Source organism: Rhizobium aureum (genome assembly GCF_030182495.1).
Taxonomy (GTDB): domain Bacteria; phylum Pseudomonadota; class Alphaproteobacteria; order Rhizobiales; family Rhizobiaceae; genus Rhizobium; species Rhizobium tropici_C.
The window spans coordinates 153,478-173,743 of record NZ_JAQJCI010000012.1; the positions used below are offsets into that span (position 1 = coordinate 153,478).

Below are 20,266 nucleotides of genomic sequence, written 5' to 3' on the forward strand. Positions count from 1 at the left end.
GTGGCTCAGACCTCTCACATGCCGCTCCCCCGTCGACGCCACCTCGGCGCTGACCGGATGTATAACCATCGTTCTTGAAATATCCGCAGGCGGGGCTACCGAGTATAATCTCGGGAAGCAATCATTGCTTCGGCTCTATCATGCAGTAGAGCGCCCCATGAAATCGTCGGGAATTGTCGGTCTGATTAATTAATTTTCAGATAAGGACGTTGTGTGGGCTCGCAACATACAATCAAACGCTGAGAAGCGGACGGCAAAGCCTATATTTGTACGCGAGCAAGGGCCGTCGTTCCGGCGACGGCCAAGAATAATGAAGCGGCTAAGGGCTCAGAAGCCGCGTGCCGCGAGATAAGCGATGCAGACGGCTGTGACGCCGGTCGTCAACATCAGAAGCCTTGCCGCCAGGAGCTTGGCACTGTCTTGGGTCTGAGCGATTGCAATGGCGCAAGCACGGCGCTTTGTTCTGTTCATGAGCATATTCCCATTTTCGCACTGACACGATAACCGGCAAAAGGCCGTTCCCGCAACAGGCAATATACAAAATAGAAATATAGGAAAAGAAAACGTCAAAACCAGAGGTTAGGTGCCAGGCGGCGCGACCATCACATTGGCGGAGACCGCGCGCTACCTCAGCAATGCCGCGATGGCGGGATCGGTCGTAATTTCGGCGGCAGTCTTGCCGGAGGCAGACTTGATGGTCTTGTCGGCGCCATCCTTCAACAATGCCTTGACGACGGCCGGATCATCCTGCTGGCTCGCCATGTGCAAAGGCGTCCAACCATCATAGTCGCCGCGCGCGTTGACGTCGGCACCCTTGGAAACCAGAAGATCGATCATGTCGGCGGGGCCGTAATAGGCGGCGGTATGCAGCGGATACCAGCCCTCCGTCGTCTTCATGTCCAGCTTGGCGCCGCAGGCCAGCATCTTCTTGACGACATCGCCTTTCTTGTCGCGGATCGCAATGGCGAAATTCGTATCGCCGCCCGCATCCCGGCCGTTCGGATCCAGCTTCTTGCATTGGGTGGAAGCAGCGCTCGCATCGGACGCGGTGACGGCAAGCATGCCAAGCGACATCGTCATGGCCGCAACGATGCCTGAAAGAACTGCACCGCGGAATGTCAGGGTTTTAATCGTCATGATTGTCTCCATCGAGTATCTTCGCGCTGGAGATGCTCTTTGCCCGTTCCAGGACCAGTTGGCAAGGTCAATTCAAGCAGCCTCGCCGGCGACATGGCCGGAAGCCCAAGCCCATTGGAAATTATAGCCGCCGAGCCAGCCCGTGACGTCGACGCATTCACCGATGAAGAAGAGACCGGGGACGGTTTTCACCTGCATCGTCCGCGAATCGAGGCAGTCCGTATCGATGCCGCCAAGCGTCACTTCCGCTGTGCGGTAGCCTTCGGAGCCCGACGGCTTGACCGACCAGGATTGGATTGCCGATGCGAGTTGCTGCAGGCGCTTGTCGGACTGATCGGCCATATTGCCTGATATGCCTTCGTTCTCGACGAAATGCTGTGCCAGCCGTTTCGGCAGGATTTCGGCAAGGGCCGTCTGCGCGGATTGCCGACCATTCACCTGCTTGGCCTTCTTGAGAAGCTCGAACAGGTCGATATCAGGCTCGATCACGACGGAGATATCCTCACCCTCCCGCCAATAGGAGGAAATCTGCAGGATGGCGGGGCCGCTGAGGCCGCGATGGGTGAAGAGAAGAGCCTCGCGGAATGCCGTCTTGCCGTGGCGGATCTCGGCGGGGACAGCGATACCCGACAGCGGCGCCAGGTGCTGAAGCAATTGCGGATCGAGCGTCAGCGGCACGAGGCCCGGCCGGGTCTCGACAATAGGCAAGTCGAATTGCTCGGCGAGGCGATAGGCAAAGCCGGTAGCCCCCATCTTGGGGATCGACTTGCCGCCCGTCGCCACGACCAGCGAGGTTGCTTCGAAAATGCCTTCGGAGGTGCTGATGCGATAGCCGCCATCACTTTGTTCGATGCCGCCGACCTCGGTTCGCAACCGAAGTTGCGCCCCGGCTGCGCGCATCTCGTCGGTCAGCATGCGGATAATGTCCTTGGCGCTGTTGTCGCAGAAGAGCTGGCCGAGCGTTTTCTCGTGCCACGCAATGCCATGGCGTTCGACGATGGCGATGAAATCCTGCGGTGTGAAACGGGCGAGCGCCGATTTGGCGAAATGCTGATTAGCGGATAGGAAGTTCTTCGGACCGGCATGGATATTGGTGAAATTGCAGCGGCCGCCGCCGGAAATGCGGATTTTTTCGCCGGGTGCGGCGGCATGATCGAGCACGACGACGGAGCGCCCGCGCTGGCCGGCCCGGACAGCGCACATCATGCCTGCCGCGCCCGCACCGAGGACGATTACATCATATCTGGCGACCACGCTTCAGCCCTTCATATCTTCGCCGCGCTCTCTCATCTTTTTCCATCATACGGCGAAAGTCCGAGCGGTTTTCCCCCTCGCCAATTGGCAAACTGCAGTTATGATGCGATCACCGATCAACCCAAATACGGTGTTTTATGCCCGCGAGAAAGACCCCGCTGAAAGCTTCCGTGCCTGTCTCGAAAACCCCTACGGTTCCTCCCAGTCTGAGATCGGCACGCGGCGTGGCAAACTGGAAAGAGGCAGCCCAATGGCTGCGGGCGCGCGGGATCGAAGACATAGAATGCATCACGCCGGACCTTGCCGGCGTACCGCGCGGCAAGATGATGCCGACGTCGAAATTCACCTCCAATACATCGCTGGCGCTGCCCTCCGCGATCTATCGGCATACGATTTCCGGCGAATATCCGGAAGAGACCGAAAGCTTCCGCTACGAGCCGCGCGACAGCGATCTGAAGCTGGTGCCCGACCTTTCGACGCTTTCGGTCGTGCCCTGGGAGAGCGATCCGACGGCGCAGGTTATCTGCGATATCGTCAACTCCGAGGGACAGGAAGTCTCCTACACGCCGCGCAACGTCTTGAAGCGCATCATGGGACTCTATCGCGACCGTGGCTGGAAGCCGGTGGTAGCACCCGAGATCGAATTCTATCTCGTCGCCAAGAACGACGATCCGGACTATCCGCTGCATCCGCCGAAAGGCCGTTCGGGCCGCTCGATCCTCGGCGGCCAGGGCTATTCGATCGCCGGCATCAACGAGTTCGACGAGCTGATCGACGACATCTATCACTTCTCGGAAAAGCAGGGTCTCGAGATCGATACACTGATCCATGAAGAGGGTCCGGCGCAGCTCGAGATCAACCTGCGCCATGGCGATCCGATCGAGCTGGCCGACCAAGTCTTCCTGTTTAAGCGCACGATCCGCGAGGCGGCGCTGAAGCATGGCATCTATGCGACCTTCATGGCCAAGCCGATGCAGAGCCAGCCCGGCTCGGCAATGCATATCCATCAGTCGGTCGTGGATATCGAGACCGGCAAGAATGTCTTCACCAATCCGGACGGCAGCCCGTCACGGGAATTCTTTCACTTCATCGGCGGCATGCAGCGCTTCGTGCCGAATGCGCTCGCCATGCTCGCGCCCTATGTGAATTCCTATCGCCGGCTGGCGCCGAACATGTCCTGCCCGGTCAACAATGCCTGGGGCTACGACAATCGCACCACGGCCTTCCGCGTACCGGTTTCCGATCCACAGGCGCGGCGCGTGGAAAACCGGCTGCCGAGTTCGGATGCCAATCCCTATCTGGCACTCGCCGCCTCGCTCGCCTCCGGCCTGCTCGGAATCATGAAGCAGGTTGAGCCGACGGCGCCGACCGAGGATTCCGCGAATGAAGGCTCCATCGATCTGCCGCGCGGCCTGCTTGAGGCCATTGCCTTGATGGAGGACGAACCGGCTTTCGAGGAGGTCCTCGGCAAGGATTTCATCGACATCTATGCCGGCGTCAAACGCGGTGAGTTCGAGACCTTCATGCAGGTGATCAGCCCGTGGGAGCGGGAATTCCTTCTGCTTAACGTGTGAGGGAGATCGCCATGACATTGCAGGAAACATGGCAGAGCCCGATTGCGCCGGGCCTTTCCTTCTACCAGGCGACTGTCGGCCCGCGTGCGAGCTATCCAAGGCTCGACGGTTCGCGCCGGGCCGACGTCGCAATCGTCGGCGGCGGCTATACCGGCCTGCAGGCCGCGTATAACCTCGCCAAGGGTGGCGCTGAGGTTGTCTTGATCGACGCCAACCGCCTCGGCGACGGCGCCTCCGGCCGCAATGGCGGCCAGCTCGGCACCGGCCAGCGCTGGTGGCCGGAGGAGATGGAAGAGAAGATCGGCTATGAGCGCTCCAAGGCCCTCTTCGACCTTGCCGAGGATGCCAAGCGGCATCTTCTCGATTTCGCATCCGAGCATGGCATCGATATCGATTTCCTGCCCGGCCAGATGAATGTCACGCATAAGCGCGGCTACAAGCACGATTACATGGACAGTGCGGAAATCGCGGCGACCCGCTACAGCTATCCGCACATGACGTTCATGGATCAGGCCGAAACTCAGGAACGGCTGGGTTCGCAATTCTATCTCTATGGCGTCCGGGACATGGGCACGGGCCATATCCACCCGCTGAAGCTTCTCATCGGCCTTGCCCGCGTCGCGGCCGAAGCCGGCGCTTCGCTCTTTGAAATGACGAAAGCGAAAGGTTTTCGGCAATCCGGCGGCAAGACCATTGTCGAGACGGATAGCGGCGAGATCACCGCCGACCGGGTGCTGATCGCCTGCAACGGCTATATCGGCAATCTCGAGCCGGTGACGGCGAGCCACGTCATGCCGATCCGCTCCTTCATCGGCGCAACGCAACCGCTGGACCGCTTTCCGCAGGTTCTTCCCGGCAACGAGGCCGTCGCCGATTCGCGATTCGTCGTGCGCTATTTCCGCAAATCCAGGGATGGACGCCTGCTGTTCGGCGGGCGCGAGGCTTACACATCAGACAATCCGCGCGACATAACGCAGCACATCCGCCGGCAGATTACGGAAATCTATCCAGCTCTCGGCGATATCAAGATCGATTATGCCTGGGGCGGCTCGGTCGGCATCACCATGCCGCGCCAACCGTTCGTGCGCGACGTCATGCCGGGTGTCACCTCGATCGGTGGTTATTCCGGCCATGGGGTTATGCTGTCAAATTATTGCGGTAAACTCTATGCGAAAACGGTACTCGGGAATGCGGATGAACTTCACCTCTTCAAGGAGCTGAACATTCCGCCCTTCCCCGGCGGTGCGCGCATGCGGGCGCCTCTGCTGTTCCTGGCGCTCACGTGGTTTGCGTTGCGCGACAGGTTTTAAAAACCGGAAGATGATTTCTTCCGCCGGCAATCCGCTCTAAAAAGCGCATCTGAATTTTGCGATGCACACTGGCCTTTTTAAATCGATTAGATTAAAAGGGGCCTCAACCAAGACCGATTGAGAGATAGCTCATGAGCAGCCAAATCATTCCTGTTGAACCATTTGATTATGTCGTTTTCGGCGGCAGTGGCGACCTTGCGGAGCGCAAGCTCCTTCCCGCCCTTTATCATCGCCAGATCGAAGGCCAGTTTTCCGAGCCGACTCGCATTATCGGCGCTTCGCGCAGCGCTCTTTCCAACGAAGAATATCGCAAATTCGCCGACGCCGCCCTCAAGGAACATCTGAAGAAGGGCGAATATGACGACGCCGAGGTCAAGAAGTTCCTGGCTCGCCTGTTCTACGTACCCGTCGACGCGCGCAGCGACGCCGGCTGGGATCAGCTCAAGAAGATCCTGGACGAAGGCAAGGAGCGCGTGCGCGCCTTCTATCTCGCCGTCGCTCCGGGCATCTTCGGCGACATCTCGCAGAAGATCCACGATCACAAGCTGATTACCAAGCAGACCCGTATCGTCGTCGAAAAGCCGATCGGCCGCGACCTCGCTTCCGCCCTGCAGCTGAACGACACGATCGGCAAGGTCTTCAAGGAAGAGCAGATCTTCCGCATCGACCACTATCTCGGCAAGGAAACCGTGCAGAACCTGATGGCGCTGCGCTTTGCCAATGCGCTCTACGAGCCGCTCTGGAACGCCAATCATATCGACCACGTGCAGATCACCGTCGCTGAATCGGTCGGTCTCGAAGGCCGCGCCGGCTATTACGACACGGCCGGTGCCCTGCGCGACATGGTGCAGAACCACATCCTGCAGCTCCTCTGCTTGACCGCGATGGAAATCCCCTCCTCGATGGATTCGGAAGCTGTTCGCGACGAGAAGCTGAAGGTGCTGCGCGCGCTGAAGCCGATTGACGCTTCCAACGTCGAGCAGGCGACGGTTCGCGGCCAATATCGCGCCGGCGCTTCGGCAGGCGGCCCGGTCAAGGGCTATCTCGACGAGCTGGAAGGCGGCGTCTCCAACACCGAAACCTTCGTCGCCATCAAGGCCGAGATCGGCAACTGGCGCTGGGCTGGCGTTCCCTTCTACATCCGCACCGGCAAGCGCCTTGCCGGCCGCATGTCGGAGATCGTCATCACCTTCAAGCACATTCCGCACACCATCTTCGACCAGGCCGCCGGCCGCATCGTCGCCAATCAGCTCATCATCCGCCTGCAGCCGGATGAAGGCGTCAAGCAGTCGCTGATGATCAAGGACCCGGGTCCTGGCGGCATGCGCCTGCGCAACGTCTCGCTCGACATGAGCTTCGCCTCTGCCTTTAACGTCCGCAATCCGGATGCCTACGAGCGCCTGCTGATGGACGTCATCCGTTCCAACCAGACGCTGTTCATGCGCCGCGACGAAGTGGAAGCCGCGTGGAAGTGGGTGGACCCGATCCTCAAGGGTTGGGAACAAGCCGGCCAGCAGGTACAGGGCTATACGGCCGGCACTTGGGGCCCGAGCCAGGCCATCGCGCTCATCGAGCGTGACGGCCGCACCTGGCACGACGATATCTAAACCGGGACGACAACGATGACAGCCAACATGCATGCTTTTGCCAATGGTGCCGAACTCGCCGGCAAGCTCGCGGACAAGGTGGCCGAGACCCTTTCGGCTGCGATTACCGCCCGCGGCTCCGCAAGCATCGCGGTCTCCGGCGGCTCGACGCCGAAGGCCTTCTTCCAGGCGCTGTCATCGCGCTCGATCGACTGGCCCAAGGTGACGGTCGCCCTCGTCGATGAGCGGTTCGTGCCGGCGGACAATCCGCGCTCGAACCACCTGCTCGTTCAGGAAAACCTGCTGAAGGACAAGGCGGCGGCCGCCAATTTCCTTCCGCTCTATCAGGCCGCGGCTTCCGTCGAGGAGGCTGCGGTCATTGCCACCGAAAAGACCAATTCTATCGGCCATCCCTTCGATATTGCCATCCTCGGCATGGGCAATGACGGCCACACGGCCTCTTTCTTTCCGGGTGGCAGCAATCTCAAGACCGCACTCGATCCGAACACCCCGCGCGGCATCATCACGATGGAAGCGGAAGGTGCGGGCGAGCCGCGGCTGACGTTCACTTTCTCCAGCCTTCAGGATGCCCGATTGCTGGTGCTCCATATCGAGGGAGAAGGAAAGAAGGACGTTTTGGCAAAGGCCGAAGCGCCGGGCGAAGAAACCGAGATGCCGATCCGCGCCATGCTGCGCCGGGCGGCTTCCCCGGTCGAGATTTATTGGGCTCCCTGACACGGTCGCAAGGCCTCGTCATCGAACCCTGAATGACACAGCAACCTATGCTGCGCCATGTGCCCTTGCGGGTGCAGCGGCAGAGCATTGACTTTTGGATCCCGCGCCGCGCCCTTTACCGAAACAGATCTCACGGGCATCGCGCAGAACAGACGGAGGCAGATCGACCATGGCCGCTGACGCCCGCATATCAGCGATTACCGCACGTATCGTCGAGCGCTCAAAGCCGACGCGCGAGCGCTATCTGGACCGCCTGCGCAGCGCCGCAAGCAAAGGAGCGCAACGCTCCGTGCTTGGCTGTGCCAACCTTGCGCATGGCTTCGCCATCTGTTCCCCCTCCGAGAAGGACGCACTGGCGGGAGACCAGGTGCCCAATCTCGGGATCATCACCTCCTACAACGACATGCTCTCGGCGCATCAGCCGTTCGAGACCTATCCTGCGATCATCCGCGAGGCGGCGGCCGAAGCGGGCGGCATCGCCCAGGTTGCCGGCGGCGTGCCAGCCATGTGCGACGGCGTCACGCAGGGCCAGCCAGGCATGGAACTCTCGCTCTTCTCGCGCGATCTGATTGCCATGTCGGCCGCCGTCGGCCTGTCGCACAATATGTTCGATGCGGCCGTCTTCCTCGGCGTCTGCGACAAGATCGTGCCCGGCCTCGTCATCGCCGCCCTCTCCTTCGGCCATCTCCCTGCCGTCTTCATCCCAGCCGGACCGATGACTTCGGGCCTGCCCAACGACGAGAAGTCGCGCGTGCGCCAGCTCTATGCCGAAGGCAAGGTCGGCCGCGCCGAACTGCTGGAGGCGGAATCGAAGTCCTATCACGGTCCCGGCACCTGCACTTTCTACGGCACGGCGAATTCGAACCAGATGCTGATGGAGATCATGGGCTTCCATATGCCGGGTGCCTCCTTCGTCAACCCCGGCACGCCGCTGCGCGAAGCCCTGACGCGCGAGGCGACCAAGCGCGCGCTCGCAATCACCGCCATGGGCAATGAGTTCACGCCGGCCGGCGAGATGATCGACGAGCGTTCGATCGTCAACGGCGTCGTCGGTCTGCATGCGACCGGCGGCTCGACAAACCACACGATGCATATCGTCGCCATGGCGCGTGCGGCGGGCATCGTGCTCACCTGGCAGGATATTTCCGAGCTTTCCGACATCATTCCACTGCTTGCCCGCGTCTATCCGAACGGGCTTGCCGACGTGAACCATTTCCATGCCGCCGGCGGCATGGGCTTCCTCATCAAGGAACTCCTGAAGAAGGGGTTGCTGCATGACGACGTGCGCACCGTCTACGGCCAGGGCCTCGGCGGCTACTCCATCGACGTCAAGCTCGGCGCCGACGGCAATGTGGTGCGCGAGCCTGCCCCGGATAAAAGCCACGACCCGAAGGTCCTGGCAAGCATCGACAAGCCCTTCCAGAGCAATGGCGGCCTGAAGATGCTGCGCGGCAATATCGGCAAGGCGGTCATCAAGATTTCCGCCGTCAAGCCGGAACGCCACATCATCGAAGCGCCGGCCGTTATCTTCCACGACCAGCTCGAGATGCAGCAGGCCTTCAAGGATGGCAAGCTGAACCGCGATTTCGTTGCCGTCGTCCGCTTCCAGGGACCGAAAGCCAACGGTATGCCTGAGCTGCACAAGCTGACGCCGGCGCTCGGCGTGCTGCAGGATCGCGGCTTCCGCGTAGCGCTCTTGACCGACGGCCGCATGTCGGGTGCATCGGGCAAGGTCCCGGCCGCCATTCATGTGACGCCGGAGGCCGTCGACGGCGGTCCGATTGCCCGCATCCGGGAAGGCGACATCATCCGCATCGATGCGATCGCCGGCACGCTGGAAGTGCTGGTCGATGCCGCCGACATGGCGGAGCGCGAGCCGGTCGTAGCCGATCTTTCGGAGAATGAATTCGGCATGGGCCGGGAGCTCTTCGCGCCGTTCCGCCACGCCGCGGGACCGGCGGATCAGGGCGCGAGCGTCCTGTTCCGCCACTGAGATCGTCCGCCGGATTTCGGCAGGACGGCATCGAAAGCTGATCAAGGAGCCTTCGATGCCATTGTTTCCGGATGCGCCGGAGCCTTGTCCGTCCAGGCAGGCGGAAGGCCGAGGCGTGCTCCGACGAAGCCCGTCACACCAGGGGACTTCCCGAATGCCTTGCAGGCCTCATATTTGGGTGCGCGGCCGACGAGGGTTGCCAGTTTTGCTCTGGATGGGAAGGAGGGCGTCGCTCCGAACGGCGTCTTGCCCTTGACCAGCATCTTGCTGAAATCGCCGCCGAATTTGGCGGCGAGGCTATAGGCATCCCCTTCCCTGGCGATGGTGCCTGAATCAAAGAATGCGTTTGCACCACGCCCCCAGATCATGACTGCCTTCTGCACGCCCTGTGGGTTGAAAGCTTCCGCCTCGAGCGAGAGGCTGCCCATGCCGATTGGAATGCGGGGGACGGGCACGGGTACACCCGGGAGCAATACGCTCTTGCCCACGGAGGCAACTTTCGAGACGCCGACGGCGGTCGCATTGGTTGCCCTGACCTGTGTCACGACGGCGCGAATGGTCAGATCCGCCGGCTCGGACAGACCGACGACGACGAAGCGTTCGCTCAATCCGGAGCAAAGCGCCCTGTTAACGGCATTGGTGACGAGATCGCGCTGTTTAGGTGTAAAGGCCGCGCTTTCGGCGCGCATCGAAAAGGCTGTGGGAATGATCTTCACGGTCTTCGCCGCAAGAACGTCGTCCCTGCTTACCCGAAGAAGCGAGTGCGCGACCAGCCCGTCCGATCGGGTCAGGCCGTCATAGGACCGCAGGGATCCCGCCCGATCCAGCGGCGCGGCGGCGCAGCCCCCGAGCACGCTCAACAGCAGAGCCATCGAGCAAATATCGCGCCTCCGATGGCTTTCGGCGGCATATGGATCATAGGTCTTACTTCCATCGTCATTTGAGATTGCATTGGCTGGCATTGATGTTTGTGCTCCTGCACCCGGTTATGAACATTCAGCATCAGCATTAATATCGCACTTGGTGTAAAAATTAATGTTGGCTACTTTGCGGCAATCTGCGAGCGAAGCGAATGAATCCTTCACCAGAAATTGAGAGTATGAGAATGGGGTCGCGGGGCGTGCCGATAATTTGAGTGGCATTGCGACTCATGCCAAAATGATCGGATGCAAGATGCACCCTCAAAGCCGGAAGGCCTGCGCGAATGCAAGCGCCGCCTGACCTTTCAACGGATAGCGGACGTCGGAATGAAATCCTTTCTGGCGAAAGGCTATCAGGAAACCACGATCGAGGAGATTGCGGCAGCGGCCGGCATTTCCCGCCGGACCTTCTTTTATTACTTCAAAAGCAAGGACGATATTCTTCTGGCACACCAGCGCCGTTATATGGACGCGCTACGGACTAGCATCATGGAGAATGCGTCAGCCGGGCGACCGCTCGAGGTTGTCCATCAGGCAACGCTGGGACTTGCGGCCCGCCTCGAGGCGGAAGCACCTCGGCTTCTTGAGACGGCCAGGCTTTTGCGGCAAAGCGAAACCCTGCGCGCCCGCTCACGGGGTAACTCGCTGCAGCTCGAACAAATCGCCTATCAAGCCCTGTGCGAATTGTTTCCGACGAGGGATCGCGACGGTCTGCAGCTGGTTTCAATGATCGCAGTGAGCCCGCTCCGCCTCTCGGTCAACAAATGGCTGCAGGAAAACGGCAGGCTGCCGCTGATTGCGTATCTTGAGGATGCCCTACGGAAATGGCGGACCGAAATCTGATCGGTCAGCCGTATGGATCGGGCTGGCCTGCTTCCTATGGTCGCTGATCAGGCCCTGATGTCGAGCACGCGGTTCTTGTGGGCGGGATGCGTACTGTAGACGAAGATCTTGTTCATTTCCTTCTCCGTGAGGAGCCGCAGGAAACGGACTTCCACCGTATTGTTGGGGAATACCTTCATGAGGACGCAACCGATCTTGGAGATGCGGGCGTCGGGAATGTCCAGATAGAATTGCTTCGGCAGATTATACTGCGTCAGGATCGCAAGCACCGCGCTGCTCTGCGAGATGCGGATAATATCGCATCGACGGGACGCAAGGTTCATCACGCCCTTTTCGGTGTATTCGAGCCGCGCCGCGTTCATCGTGTCTTCCATGCGGAACCGCACTTCGCGGTCATACATGAAGGATTCTTCTTTGTTGAGAAAATGCTGACCTGAATTAGTTCTGCCGAACGCGGCCATCTTGGTAGATCCCTGAAGTATATTATGATGGGGAGACTACCAGCTGGTATTTAACAGAAGGTTTGAACGCGCCAGCCCAAGTTGAATTTTGTTGTGCATCTGAGATGCAATTTCAGGAAAAAGTGCAGAGCGGTTTTCCGTTCGGAATTGCGTAGAAACAAAGGCCGTAGCGTTTCCGCGATTCGAAGAGAAGCGGAAACGCTCCAGCTTGAGCCGGCGTCGTCCCATGAGCGCCTACTTGCGATAGGAATGGCCCTCGGCGTCGAAGAGATGCAGCTTCTGCCGGTCGGCGGCAAAGCGCATCTTCTGGCCGCGGTGGATATCGGCGATACCGGGAATTTTCACGATGATCGGCTCGCCATCGACCAGGCCTTCGATATAGAGCTGCGTCACTTCGCCAAGCGCCTCGACGATGGAGACCTCGCCTTCGAAGAGATAGTCGTCACCGGTCGCAAGACGAAGATCTTCCGGGCGCACGCCGAAGCTCGCAGTCCTGCCTTTTTCGGAGGCTGCCGTCGGCACGTCGAGCGTCACCGACTTGCCGCCGGTCAGCGTCACGGTCGTCGTCGCACCGGTTTCGGTCACAGTAGCGGGGATGATGTTCATGGCCGGCGAGCCGATGAACTTGGCGACGAACAGGTTGGCCGGGCGCTCGTAGAGTTCGAGGGGAGCTCCGACCTGTTCCACGCGGCCGGCCGACAGCACGACGATACGGTCGGCAAGCGTCATGGCTTCCACCTGGTCGTGGGTGACGTAGATCATCGTCGTCTCGGGCATGGAATCGCTGAGTTTGGCAATCTCGATACGGGTCGCGACGCGCAGGGCGGCATCGAGATTCGACAGCGGTTCGTCGAAGAGGAAGACCTTGGGGTTGCGGCAGATGGCGCGGCCGATGGCGACACGCTGCCGCTGACCACCCGAAAGCGCCTTGGGCAGGCGTTCCAGATATTGGGTGAGCTGCAGACTTGCTGCGGCAGCACGCACGCGGCGGTCGATCTCCTGCTTGCTTTCGCCGGCGATGCGCATGCCGAAGGCCATGTTGTCGTAGACCGTCATATGCGGGTAGAGCGCGTAGGACTGGAAGACCATGGCGATGCCGCGCCGTGACGGCGGTACCTCGTTCACCTTCTGCCCGGCAATCATCATGTCGCCCGAGGTGATGCTTTCCAGCCCGGCGATCATGCGCAGCAAGGTGGATTTGCCGCAGCCGGACGGACCGACGAAGACGATGAATTCGCCCTCGTTGATCTCCAGATCGATGCCGTGCAGCACATGCACGCTGCCGTAGGATTTCTTGATATCCTTCAGAACAAGTCCCGTCATTATGCTCCCTCCTCCCAAAGGTCAGGCAAGATGCGCGAAGTAAGCGCCCCAGGCCGGAATATCGATCTTGTTGCCGTAGTTGTTGCTGGCGAAGCCGTGTCCCGTCAACGCCTGCCAGTTCCCATCAGGCAGGACCACCATCGCTTCGACCGGGCTCATGTTGAAGGCACAAAGAATGGTCTCGCCAGCGTAAGCGCGGCTGTAGATGAGTACGTCGCCCTGCGGCTCCGAAAACGCGATCTCGCCCTTGGCGAAGGCCGGATGCTGTTTGCGAAAGGCGAGGAAGCGGCGGTACTGCTCCAACACCGAAGTTTCGTCACCCTGCTGGACGCTGACAGCGCGCAGGATATGTTCGACCGGCACCGGCAGCCAGGGCTTGACGGTGGAAAAGCCGCCCTGCGTAACCTGGCTGTCCCAGACCATCGGCGTGCGGCAGCCATCGCGGCCCTTGAACTCCGGCCAGAACTGGATGCCGTAGGGATCCTGCAGATCCTGATAGGCGAGATCGGCTTCCGTGAGCGCCAGTTCCTCGCCCTGATAGAGGCAGACCGAACCGCGCAGCGTCAGCAGCAGCGCCGCATAAAGCTTGGCGAAGGCATCGCGGTCGGCGACCAGATTGCCCCAGCGGCTGACATGGCGCACGACATCATGATTGGAGAAGGCCCAGCAGGCCCAGCCTTCGGGAGCGGCGGCGGCGAAATCCTTCATGACTTCTTCGACGCGATCCGGCGACAGGGCGTCCGGCGCGAGGAATTCGAAGGCGTAGCACATGTGCATCTTGTCGCCGCCGGAGGTGTATTCGCCGACGATCTCGAGACCGCGCTGGCTGTCACCCACTTCGCCGACGGCGGCGATCGCCGGATATTCGTCAAGCACCGCGCGGAAACGCTTCAGGAATTCCAAGTTCTCGGGCCGGTTCTTGTCGTAGAGATGCTCCTGGAAATTATAGGGATTGACCGCCGGGGCAGTGGAGGCGTTGCGGCGCGCGGGCTCCAGCGCCGGGTTGTCGCGCAGCTCCTTGTCGTGGAAGTAGAAGTTGATCGTATCGAGGCGGAAGCCATCGACGCCGCGGTCGAGCCAGAAACGCACGACATCCAGCAAGCGCTCCTGCACTTCGGGATTATGCAGGTTCATATCCGGCTGCGAGGTCAGGAAGTTGTGCAGGTAGTATTGCATGCGGGTCGGATCCCACGCCCAGGCCGAGCCGCCGAAGATCGACAGCCAGTTGCTGGGCGGCGTGCCATCCGGCTTGGCATCGGCCCAGACATACCAGTCAGCCTTGGGATTATTCTTGCTCGAACGGCTTTCGACGAACCACGGATGACGATCCGAGCTGTGCGACAGCACCAGATCGATCATCACCTTGATGCCGAGACGATGGGCCTCCGTCACCATCGCATCGAAATCGGCGAGCGAGCCGAAGATCGGATCGACGTCCTCGTAATCGGAGACGTCATAGCCGAAATCGCGCATCGGCGAGGTGAAGAACGGCGAAATCCAGATTGCATCGACACCGAGCGCTGCGACATGCGGCAGACGGACGGCGATACCCTTGAGATCGCCGATGCCGTCGCCGTTGGAGTCCTGATAGGAACGCGGATAGATCTGATAGATCACGGCGCCGCGCCACCAGTCCTTGTCAACTTCCGAATCCGATTGAGGAGCAATGCTCATGCTGAATGGGTCCTGTGTGAGTCTGTGTTTTGGATCAGCCCCCCTTCACCGACCCGGCGAGCAGACCGCGCACGAGATAGCGCTGCAAACCGAAGAAGACGAGGAGCGGAATAAGGATGGTGACGAAGGCCGACGCCGTCAGGATTTCCCAGTTGCCGCCGCGCGAGCCGAGCAGCGCGTTGAGGGCGGCGGTCAGGACCAGGTGGTCCTTATCGGTGCCGAGGAACACCATGGCGATCAGAAGGTCATTCCAGACCCAGAGGAACTGGAAGATCGCGAAGGAGGCCAGCGCCGGGAAGGATAGCGGCAGGATGATCTTGACGAAGATATCGAAATCGCTTGCGCCGTCGACGCGGGCGGATTCGATGATCTCCTTCGGCAGGCCGGCAATGTAATTGCGCAGGAGATAGATGGCGAGCGGCAGACCGAAGGCCGTATGCGCCAGCCAAATGCCGGGATAGGTCTTCGACGGCACGCCGAACAACTGGCCGATCTCGTTATAGATGCGCAAAAGCGGGATCAGCGACATCTGCAGCGGCACGACGATGAGGCCGACGACGAGCGCGATCAGGATCGCGCGGCCCGGAAACTCCATCCAGGCAAGCGCATAGGCGGCGAAGGCGGCGATCAGGATCGGGATGACGGTCGCGGGGATCGTCACCGTCAGCGAATTGATGAAGGACTGGCCGATACCCTCCCCGCCGAGCACGTTGCGATAGTTGTCGAGCGTGAATTGCGGCGGTGTGGCAACAGTCAAGTAGACCCGCTTGGCGCGCGCATCGGCTTCAAACGGGCCACTCTTCTGATAGCGGTAGCTGCCGTCGGCATCGATGGTCAGCGTTTCGCCGTTCTCCAGTTGAGCAGGCGAGCCAGCCTTGTAGGCTGCCGGCTCCTGCACGCGCAGACCGAAGGACTGGATCTTGCCGCCGCCTTCCACATTGAGCCTACCTGCGATGACGAAATTCGCGCCGTCCGGCTTTGCCTTGTCCGGACCGTCGAGACGTGCGGCCGTCGTGCGCGAGGAGCCGGCAAACGCCGTCCACCAACCGGACGCGACGATCTGGTCCCTGTCGCGCAGTGCGGTCACGAAGATGCCGAGCGTCGGCAAAAGCCAGATGATGACGATGAGCAGCACCGCGGCATGAACGAAGATGCGGGCGGGACCGATACGACCGAGATTTCCAACCATGTCAGCGCCCCTTCGTCTCAGCGTTTGCGCGGCGGATGTTCCAGATCATGATCGGCGTGACCGCAACCATGATGACGAGCGCGATGACGGCGCTTCGGCCGCTGTCGCCGCCGCCGCGGAACATCCAATTGAACATCAGGTTGGCAAGCACCATCGTGTTCCACTGACCATTGGTCATCGTGAGAACGATATCGAAAACCTTGAGGACGAGGATGGTGATGGTGGTCCAGACGGTGGCGATCGTGCCCCAGACCTGCGGCACCATGATCTTCCAGAAGATCTGCCAGCCATTGGCGCCGTCGATGACGGCGGCTTCGATGGTTTCTTCGGGAATGCCGCGCAATGCAGCCGAGAGGATGACCATGGCAAAACCGGTCTGAATCCAGATCAGCATCACCATCAGGAAGAAATTGTTCCAGAACGGAATGGTGATCCAGACTTCCGGCGTACCGCCGAAAAGCTGGACGACGGCGTTCAGAAGACCGATCTGCGTATCGGTGCCGCCGCGATATTCGTAGATGAATTTCCAGATGACCGAGGCGCCGACGAAGGAAATCGCCATTGGCATGAAGATGACCGCCTTGGCGATATTGCCCCACCAGATGCGGTCGGTCATGACGGCGATGACCAGGCCGAAGAGGGTGCAGGCGGCCGGCACGACGGCGAGCCAGAGGATGTTGTTGAAAATCGACTGGCGGAATTCGGTGTCGTTGAGCGCCCACAGGTAATTGGCACCGCCGACGAACTTATTGCCGTCCGGTCCATAGAAGGACAGGATGAAGGTCGCCACGACAGGATAGACGAGATAGACGACCAGCAGGAACAACGCCGGGCCTAAAAACAGCCAGGGGCGGATCAGACCGCGGCGTCGAAGGTTGACGGCTGCCTGATGGACGTCGTCTCCCTCCCTTGCCGGAAAGATCAAGTCCAAGAGCTTGTTGGAGAACCAGAAATAAGCGGCGCAAATGGCAACGCCGAATATCATGGCGCCAATCGCCGATACGATCTGCGAAAACATCCATTCCCTCCCCGAATTTACCTGCTTGAGTCCACCAGCCCGGCATCGGCCGCGCATAAGGGCGCGCCGTTGGATATTATTTGGCGCCGCCGGCTTTGACCGGCGGCGCTGGACTATGATGTCTTACTTGATGGCATCCCAGGACTTCTGAACCCCGTCGGTAACATCCTGAGCGGACTTGCCGCCGACGAAGTCCACCATGCCGGTCCAGAACGAACCGGCGCCGATCTTGCCCGGCATCAAGTCGGAACCGTCGAAGCGGAAGGTGGTCGCCGAGGTCAGGGTCTCGCCTTCCTTGCGCAGCGTGTCGTTGGCATAAGCTGCGGTATTGACGGCCTTGTATGGCGTCAGGAAGCCGGACTGCGCCATCCAGACCTCCTGGGCGATCGGCGTCTGCAGGAACTGGATGAAGGCACGGGCAGCCTTCGAATCCTTGGTGATGGCCGCCAGCGTGCCAGCGCCGAGAACCGGCTTGCCGAGTTCAGGATGCGCGGCGAAGGGCGGGAAGTAGAAGAAGTCCGCATCCTGGCCAAGCTTGGTGCCTTCCGGGAAGAAGGATGGGATGAAGGATGCCTGCTTGTGCATGTAGCACTTCGGCGGGACGGTGAAGAGGCCCTTCGGGCTGTCGCGGAAGTCCGTCGAGGCGACGGCCGCGACGCCACCGGCGACATATTTCGCGTTCTTGGCGAACTTCCCGAACTCCTCGACCACCGAGACGACCTTCGGATCGTTGAACTTCAACGTATTGTCGACCCAATGATCATAGTCCTGCGGCGTGTTCATGCGCAGCATCAGGTCTTCGACCCAGTCGGTCGCCGGCCAGCCGGTCGCACCGCCAGAACCGAGGCCGATGCACCAGGGCGTGCCGCCATCCTTGACGATCTGGTCGGAAAGCTTGAGCAGGTCCTCCATCGTCGTCGGAACCTTGTAACCGGCTTCTTCGAAGTTCTCCGGCACATACCAGACCAATGACTTCAGGTCGGCCTTGTAAGGGAAGGCATAGAAGGCATCCTTGCCGTCCTTGCCCTTATAGGTGCCGTAGCCGACCCAGCTGTCGCCGGCGCCGTAGTTCGTCTTGACCCAGCTCGCGAGATCATCGCCGAGTGGTGTCAGATAACCCTTGCTGGCAAGATTGGCGAGAAGGCCTGGCTGCGGGAGGATAGCGACGTTCGGCGGCGAACCGGCCTGCGTGTCGATGACGATCTGCTGCTCGTAATTTTCCGAGGACGAATACTTGGCATTCACGCCGGTCGCTTCGGTGAAGTAGTTGAGGACGCTCGTGAAGAGAGCTTCGTCTTCGCCGCGCCAGGGGCCGAAGATGGTCAGAGTCTCGCCCCTCAGGTCGGCATGCGCCGATTTAAACTCGTCGTAGCTTTTCCAGTTGAACTTGGAGTCCTGGCCGGGCTGGAATTTCAGATCGGCCGCCATCGCCGTACCGGCCGCCAAGGCGGCTAGAGCGACGGTCATCAAAAACATCTTTTTCATGCGGTTGTCCTCCCAAATAACGAAACCCATGAGCCGAGGCACAATTTGTGCCATCGCGCCCATTCCTCAAAGCGCTTTGGCTACCTCTCTCATCCATTGAGCGCAGGGAAAAGTCAAGCTCTTTTCAAATTTCGGCTAATATTCACAGACTATCTCGCGTTGCAGCATAAAATAGGCAGAGATATTTTGCTATTTATCTTGTCTCGAACGCATCGCCTGCTACATATTAAAAGCGCTTTGGATGCCAGCGATATTCGGGAGGTGTGCTGGCAACTGAGCAGTCGGGAATTGGAGGAGCCGAAATTCGTGAATCTCAAGCAGCTATCGCAAATGCTCGGGCTGTCGCAGACGACAGTCAGCCGGGCATTGAACGGATATCCGGAGGTTAATCGCGAGACTCGCGAGCGTGTTCTCAAAGCGGTTCGGGAAACCGGCTATCGGCCCAATAAGGCAGCGCAAAGACTTGCGACCGGCAAGGCGGGCTCGATCGGCTTGGTCATGCCGACATCGCCCGGCAACTCCTCGGACGTGCATTTCTCAGAGTTCCTGACCGGTCTCGGCGAGGAGGCCCTGCGGCACGACTTCCATTTCGTGCTGACGCCTGCGGATCCGAATGACGAAGTCGGCGCGTTGCGACGGCTGGCGGCCAGCGGCAATGTCGACGCGCTCTTCGTCAATTACATGCGCGGCCACGATCCACGTCTGGAAATGCTGAAGACGCTGTCCATGCCTTTTCTCGTGCACGGACGCTCGATCGGCTCCGAGCCGGACTATCCCTTTCTCGACCTCGACAATGAAGCCGCCTTCTACGACGCCACGAAACTGTTGCTGCAGCTTGGACATCGGCGCTTCGCCCTGTTGAACGGCCCGATCTATTTTGATTTCGCCATTCGCCGGAAAAACGGTATGGAAGCTGCCCTTGCAGAGCGCGGCCTTATGCTCGACGAGGCCTGCACCAGCCACACACCGATGACCGACGAACAGGGCCTGCTCGCCATGGAGCGCATCCTGCAGATGGAAAAGGAAAGGCGTCCGACTGCGGTGCTCTGCTCCAGTACCGTTCTGGCGCTCGGCGCCGTTCGCGCCATCAATCAGGCGAGGCTCAAGCTGGGTGAGGATATTTCGATCATCGCCCATGACGACGTGCTGACGCTTTTGAAGCCGGAAAGCTTCACCGTGCCGCTGACGACGACCCGCTCGTCGCTGCGCGCGGCGGGCGTGCGCATAGCCGAACGGCTGATCGGCGAAATCAAGCATACGGAGACGTTTCCGGCGCAGGAATTGTGGAAGGCCGAACTGATCGTGCGCGCCTCGACCGGCGTTGCGCCGGCCGACTGACACCTGGCTTCAAGCGTGTCGCGATCTTTCAGATTCACGCCGTGGTCGTTATCGCAAATCGCGGCACACTTTGCGCGGCTTGCTCTCAAAACTTCGGCGGCTTCTTACCCGCGGCGCGATGGGCAGCGATGACGGTATTGGCCATCAGCATGGCGATCGTCATCGGTCCGACACCGCCCGGAACCGGCGTGATGGCGGCAGCGACTTCGGAGGCTTCACCATAGGCGACATCCCCCACCAGCCGGCTCTTGCCCTCGCCCCGCTCCGGGGCCGCGATCCGGTTGATGCCGACATCGATGACGGTGGCGCCGGGCTTGATCCAGTCGGCCTTGACCATCTCCGGACGGCCGACGGCCGCCACCAGAATATCGGCACCCCTCGCGACCGAAGCCAGATCCTTCGTGCGCGAATGCGCCGTCGTGACCG

The 20,266-nt window shown here is 60.5% G+C and carries 17 protein-coding genes and 1 pseudogene; 7 read left to right on the top strand and 11 right to left on the bottom strand.

The genetic code is table 11. The annotated features are described in order from the left end of the window. Positions 1–327: 327 nt before the first annotated feature. The 3 genes from PH552_RS23935 to PH552_RS23945 form a co-directional block, all read right to left on the bottom strand. Positions 328–471 (bottom strand): hypothetical protein, encoded by a 144-nt coding sequence (locus PH552_RS23935; protein ID WP_183763219.1) that lies wholly within the window; start codon positions 469–471, stop codon positions 328–330. 153 nt (positions 472–624) lie between these two features. Beyond that, positions 625–1,137 carry an ankyrin repeat domain-containing protein gene (locus PH552_RS23940; RefSeq protein WP_112344331.1) on the bottom strand — a complete coding sequence of 171 codons (513 nt, stop codon included), beginning with the start codon at positions 1,135–1,137 and terminating at the stop codon, positions 625–627. A gap of 72 nt (positions 1,138–1,209) precedes the next feature. After that, positions 1,210–2,391 carry a BaiN/RdsA family NAD(P)/FAD-dependent oxidoreductase gene (locus PH552_RS23945; protein WP_183763216.1) on the bottom strand — a complete coding sequence of 394 codons (1,182 nt, stop codon included), beginning with the start codon at positions 2,389–2,391 and terminating at the stop codon, positions 1,210–1,212. 137 nt (positions 2,392–2,528) lie between these two features. Here PH552_RS23945 and PH552_RS23950 point away from each other — a divergent pair, with 137 nt between their 5' ends. The 5 genes from PH552_RS23950 (at position 2,529) to edd (ending at position 9,589) form a co-directional block, all read left to right on the top strand. Continuing rightward, positions 2,529–3,965, top strand: coding sequence for a glutamine synthetase family protein (locus PH552_RS23950; protein WP_112344329.1), 1,437 nt, complete (start codon positions 2,529–2,531; stop codon positions 3,963–3,965). Between the two features lie 11 nt (positions 3,966–3,976). Next, positions 3,977–5,275, top strand: coding sequence for an NAD(P)/FAD-dependent oxidoreductase (locus PH552_RS23955; RefSeq protein WP_285166319.1), 1,299 nt, complete (start codon positions 3,977–3,979; stop codon positions 5,273–5,275). Positions 5,276–5,406: 131 nt separating this feature from the next. Next, entirely contained in the window at positions 5,407–6,882 is a 1,476-nt protein-coding gene (gene zwf, locus PH552_RS23960) for a glucose-6-phosphate dehydrogenase (RefSeq protein ID WP_112344327.1), read from the top strand. Between the two features lie 15 nt (positions 6,883–6,897). Continuing rightward, positions 6,898–7,596: a 6-phosphogluconolactonase gene (gene pgl / locus PH552_RS23965; RefSeq protein ID WP_112344326.1), complete on the top strand. Its 699-nt coding sequence runs from the start codon at positions 6,898–6,900 to the stop codon at positions 7,594–7,596. A gap of 169 nt (positions 7,597–7,765) precedes the next feature. Continuing rightward, complete coding sequence (edd, locus tag PH552_RS23970; protein WP_183763211.1) at positions 7,766–9,589, top strand: phosphogluconate dehydratase; 1,824 nt, start codon at positions 7,766–7,768, stop codon at positions 9,587–9,589. A 41-nt stretch (positions 9,590–9,630) separates the two neighbouring features. On the opposite strand, the gene PH552_RS23975 is transcribed toward edd, so the two are convergent. Beyond that, the gene (locus tag PH552_RS23975) at positions 9,631–10,551 is read right to left on the bottom strand and encodes a DUF3313 domain-containing protein (RefSeq protein WP_183763209.1); all 921 of its coding nucleotides are present in this window, start codon (positions 10,549–10,551) and stop codon (positions 9,631–9,633) included. Between the two features lie 204 nt (positions 10,552–10,755). Here PH552_RS23975 and PH552_RS23980 point away from each other — a divergent pair, with 204 nt between their 5' ends. Beyond that, complete coding sequence (locus PH552_RS23980) at positions 10,756–11,352, top strand: TetR/AcrR family transcriptional regulator (protein WP_112344323.1); 597 nt, start codon at positions 10,756–10,758, stop codon at positions 11,350–11,352. A 47-nt stretch (positions 11,353–11,399) separates the two neighbouring features. Here PH552_RS23980 and PH552_RS23985 read toward each other — a convergent pair whose 3' ends face one another. The 6 genes from PH552_RS23985 to PH552_RS24010 all read right to left on the bottom strand — a co-directional run bounded on the left by PH552_RS23985 (position 11,400) and on the right by PH552_RS24010 (position 18,502). Further along, positions 11,400–11,753 (bottom strand): hypothetical protein, encoded by a 354-nt coding sequence (locus PH552_RS23985; RefSeq protein ID WP_112344408.1) that lies wholly within the window; start codon positions 11,751–11,753, stop codon positions 11,400–11,402. Positions 11,754–12,047: 294 nt separating this feature from the next. Then, the gene (locus PH552_RS23990; protein ID WP_112344322.1) at positions 12,048–13,136 is read right to left on the bottom strand and encodes an ABC transporter ATP-binding protein; all 1,089 of its coding nucleotides are present in this window, start codon (positions 13,134–13,136) and stop codon (positions 12,048–12,050) included. A gap of 21 nt (positions 13,137–13,157) precedes the next feature. Further along, positions 13,158–14,810, bottom strand: a complete 1,653-nt coding sequence (gene bglA, locus PH552_RS23995) for a beta-galactosidase BglA (RefSeq protein WP_113250984.1) — start codon at positions 14,808–14,810, stop codon at positions 13,158–13,160. Positions 14,811–14,844: 34 nt separating this feature from the next. Next, positions 14,845–15,999, bottom strand: coding sequence for a carbohydrate ABC transporter permease (locus tag PH552_RS24000; protein WP_112344320.1), 1,155 nt, complete (start codon positions 15,997–15,999; stop codon positions 14,845–14,847). 1 nt (position 16,000) lies between these two features. Next, positions 16,001–17,017 (bottom strand): carbohydrate ABC transporter permease, encoded by a 1,017-nt coding sequence (locus tag PH552_RS24005; RefSeq protein WP_183763207.1) that lies wholly within the window; start codon positions 17,015–17,017, stop codon positions 16,001–16,003. Between the two features lie 123 nt (positions 17,018–17,140). Next, complete coding sequence (locus PH552_RS24010; protein ID WP_112344407.1) at positions 17,141–18,502, bottom strand: ABC transporter substrate-binding protein; 1,362 nt, start codon at positions 18,500–18,502, stop codon at positions 17,141–17,143. Between the two features lie 306 nt (positions 18,503–18,808). Here PH552_RS24010 and PH552_RS24015 point away from each other — a divergent pair, with 306 nt between their 5' ends. Beyond that, positions 18,809–19,840, top strand: coding sequence for a substrate-binding domain-containing protein (locus tag PH552_RS24015; protein ID WP_113251003.1), 1,032 nt, complete (start codon positions 18,809–18,811; stop codon positions 19,838–19,840). An 85-nt stretch (positions 19,841–19,925) separates the two neighbouring features. Here PH552_RS24015 and PH552_RS24020 read toward each other — a convergent pair. Continuing rightward, positions 19,926–20,266 (bottom strand): annotated as a pseudogene (locus PH552_RS24020) (bifunctional methylenetetrahydrofolate dehydrogenase/methenyltetrahydrofolate cyclohydrolase); the annotation flags it as partial.

Excerpts from the sequence above, each read along its gene's own strand:
- PH552_RS23935 (WP_183763219.1), bottom strand. The coding sequence starts at position 471 with ATGAACAGAACAAAGCGCCGTGCTTGCGCCATTGCAATCGCTCAGACC.
- PH552_RS23940 (WP_112344331.1), bottom strand. The coding sequence starts at position 1,137 with ATGACGATTAAAACCCTGACATTCCGCGGTGCAGTTCTTTCAGGCATC.
- PH552_RS23950 (WP_112344329.1), top strand. The coding sequence starts at position 2,529 with ATGCCCGCGAGAAAGACCCCGCTGAAAGCTTCCGTGCCTGTCTCGAAA.
- PH552_RS23955 (WP_285166319.1), top strand. The coding sequence starts at position 3,977 with ATGACATTGCAGGAAACATGGCAGAGCCCGATTGCGCCGGGCCTTTCC.
- zwf (WP_112344327.1), top strand. The coding sequence starts at position 5,407 with ATGAGCAGCCAAATCATTCCTGTTGAACCATTTGATTATGTCGTTTTC.
- pgl (WP_112344326.1), top strand. The coding sequence starts at position 6,898 with ATGACAGCCAACATGCATGCTTTTGCCAATGGTGCCGAACTCGCCGGC.
- edd (WP_183763211.1), top strand. The coding sequence starts at position 7,766 with ATGGCCGCTGACGCCCGCATATCAGCGATTACCGCACGTATCGTCGAG.
- PH552_RS23975 (WP_183763209.1), bottom strand. The coding sequence starts at position 10,551 with ATGCCAGCCAATGCAATCTCAAATGACGATGGAAGTAAGACCTATGAT.
- PH552_RS23980 (WP_112344323.1), top strand. The coding sequence starts at position 10,756 with ATGCAAGATGCACCCTCAAAGCCGGAAGGCCTGCGCGAATGCAAGCGC.
- PH552_RS23985 (WP_112344408.1), bottom strand. The coding sequence starts at position 11,753 with ATGTATGACCGCGAAGTGCGGTTCCGCATGGAAGACACGATGAACGCG.
- PH552_RS23990 (WP_112344322.1), bottom strand. The coding sequence starts at position 13,136 with ATGACGGGACTTGTTCTGAAGGATATCAAGAAATCCTACGGCAGCGTG.
- bglA (WP_113250984.1), bottom strand. The coding sequence starts at position 14,810 with ATGAGCATTGCTCCTCAATCGGATTCGGAAGTTGACAAGGACTGGTGG.
- PH552_RS24000 (WP_112344320.1), bottom strand. The coding sequence starts at position 15,999 with ATGGTTGGAAATCTCGGTCGTATCGGTCCCGCCCGCATCTTCGTTCAT.
- PH552_RS24005 (WP_183763207.1), bottom strand. The coding sequence starts at position 17,017 with ATGTTTTCGCAGATCGTATCGGCGATTGGCGCCATGATATTCGGCGTT.
- PH552_RS24010 (WP_112344407.1), bottom strand. The coding sequence starts at position 18,502 with ATGAAAAAGATGTTTTTGATGACCGTCGCTCTAGCCGCCTTGGCGGCC.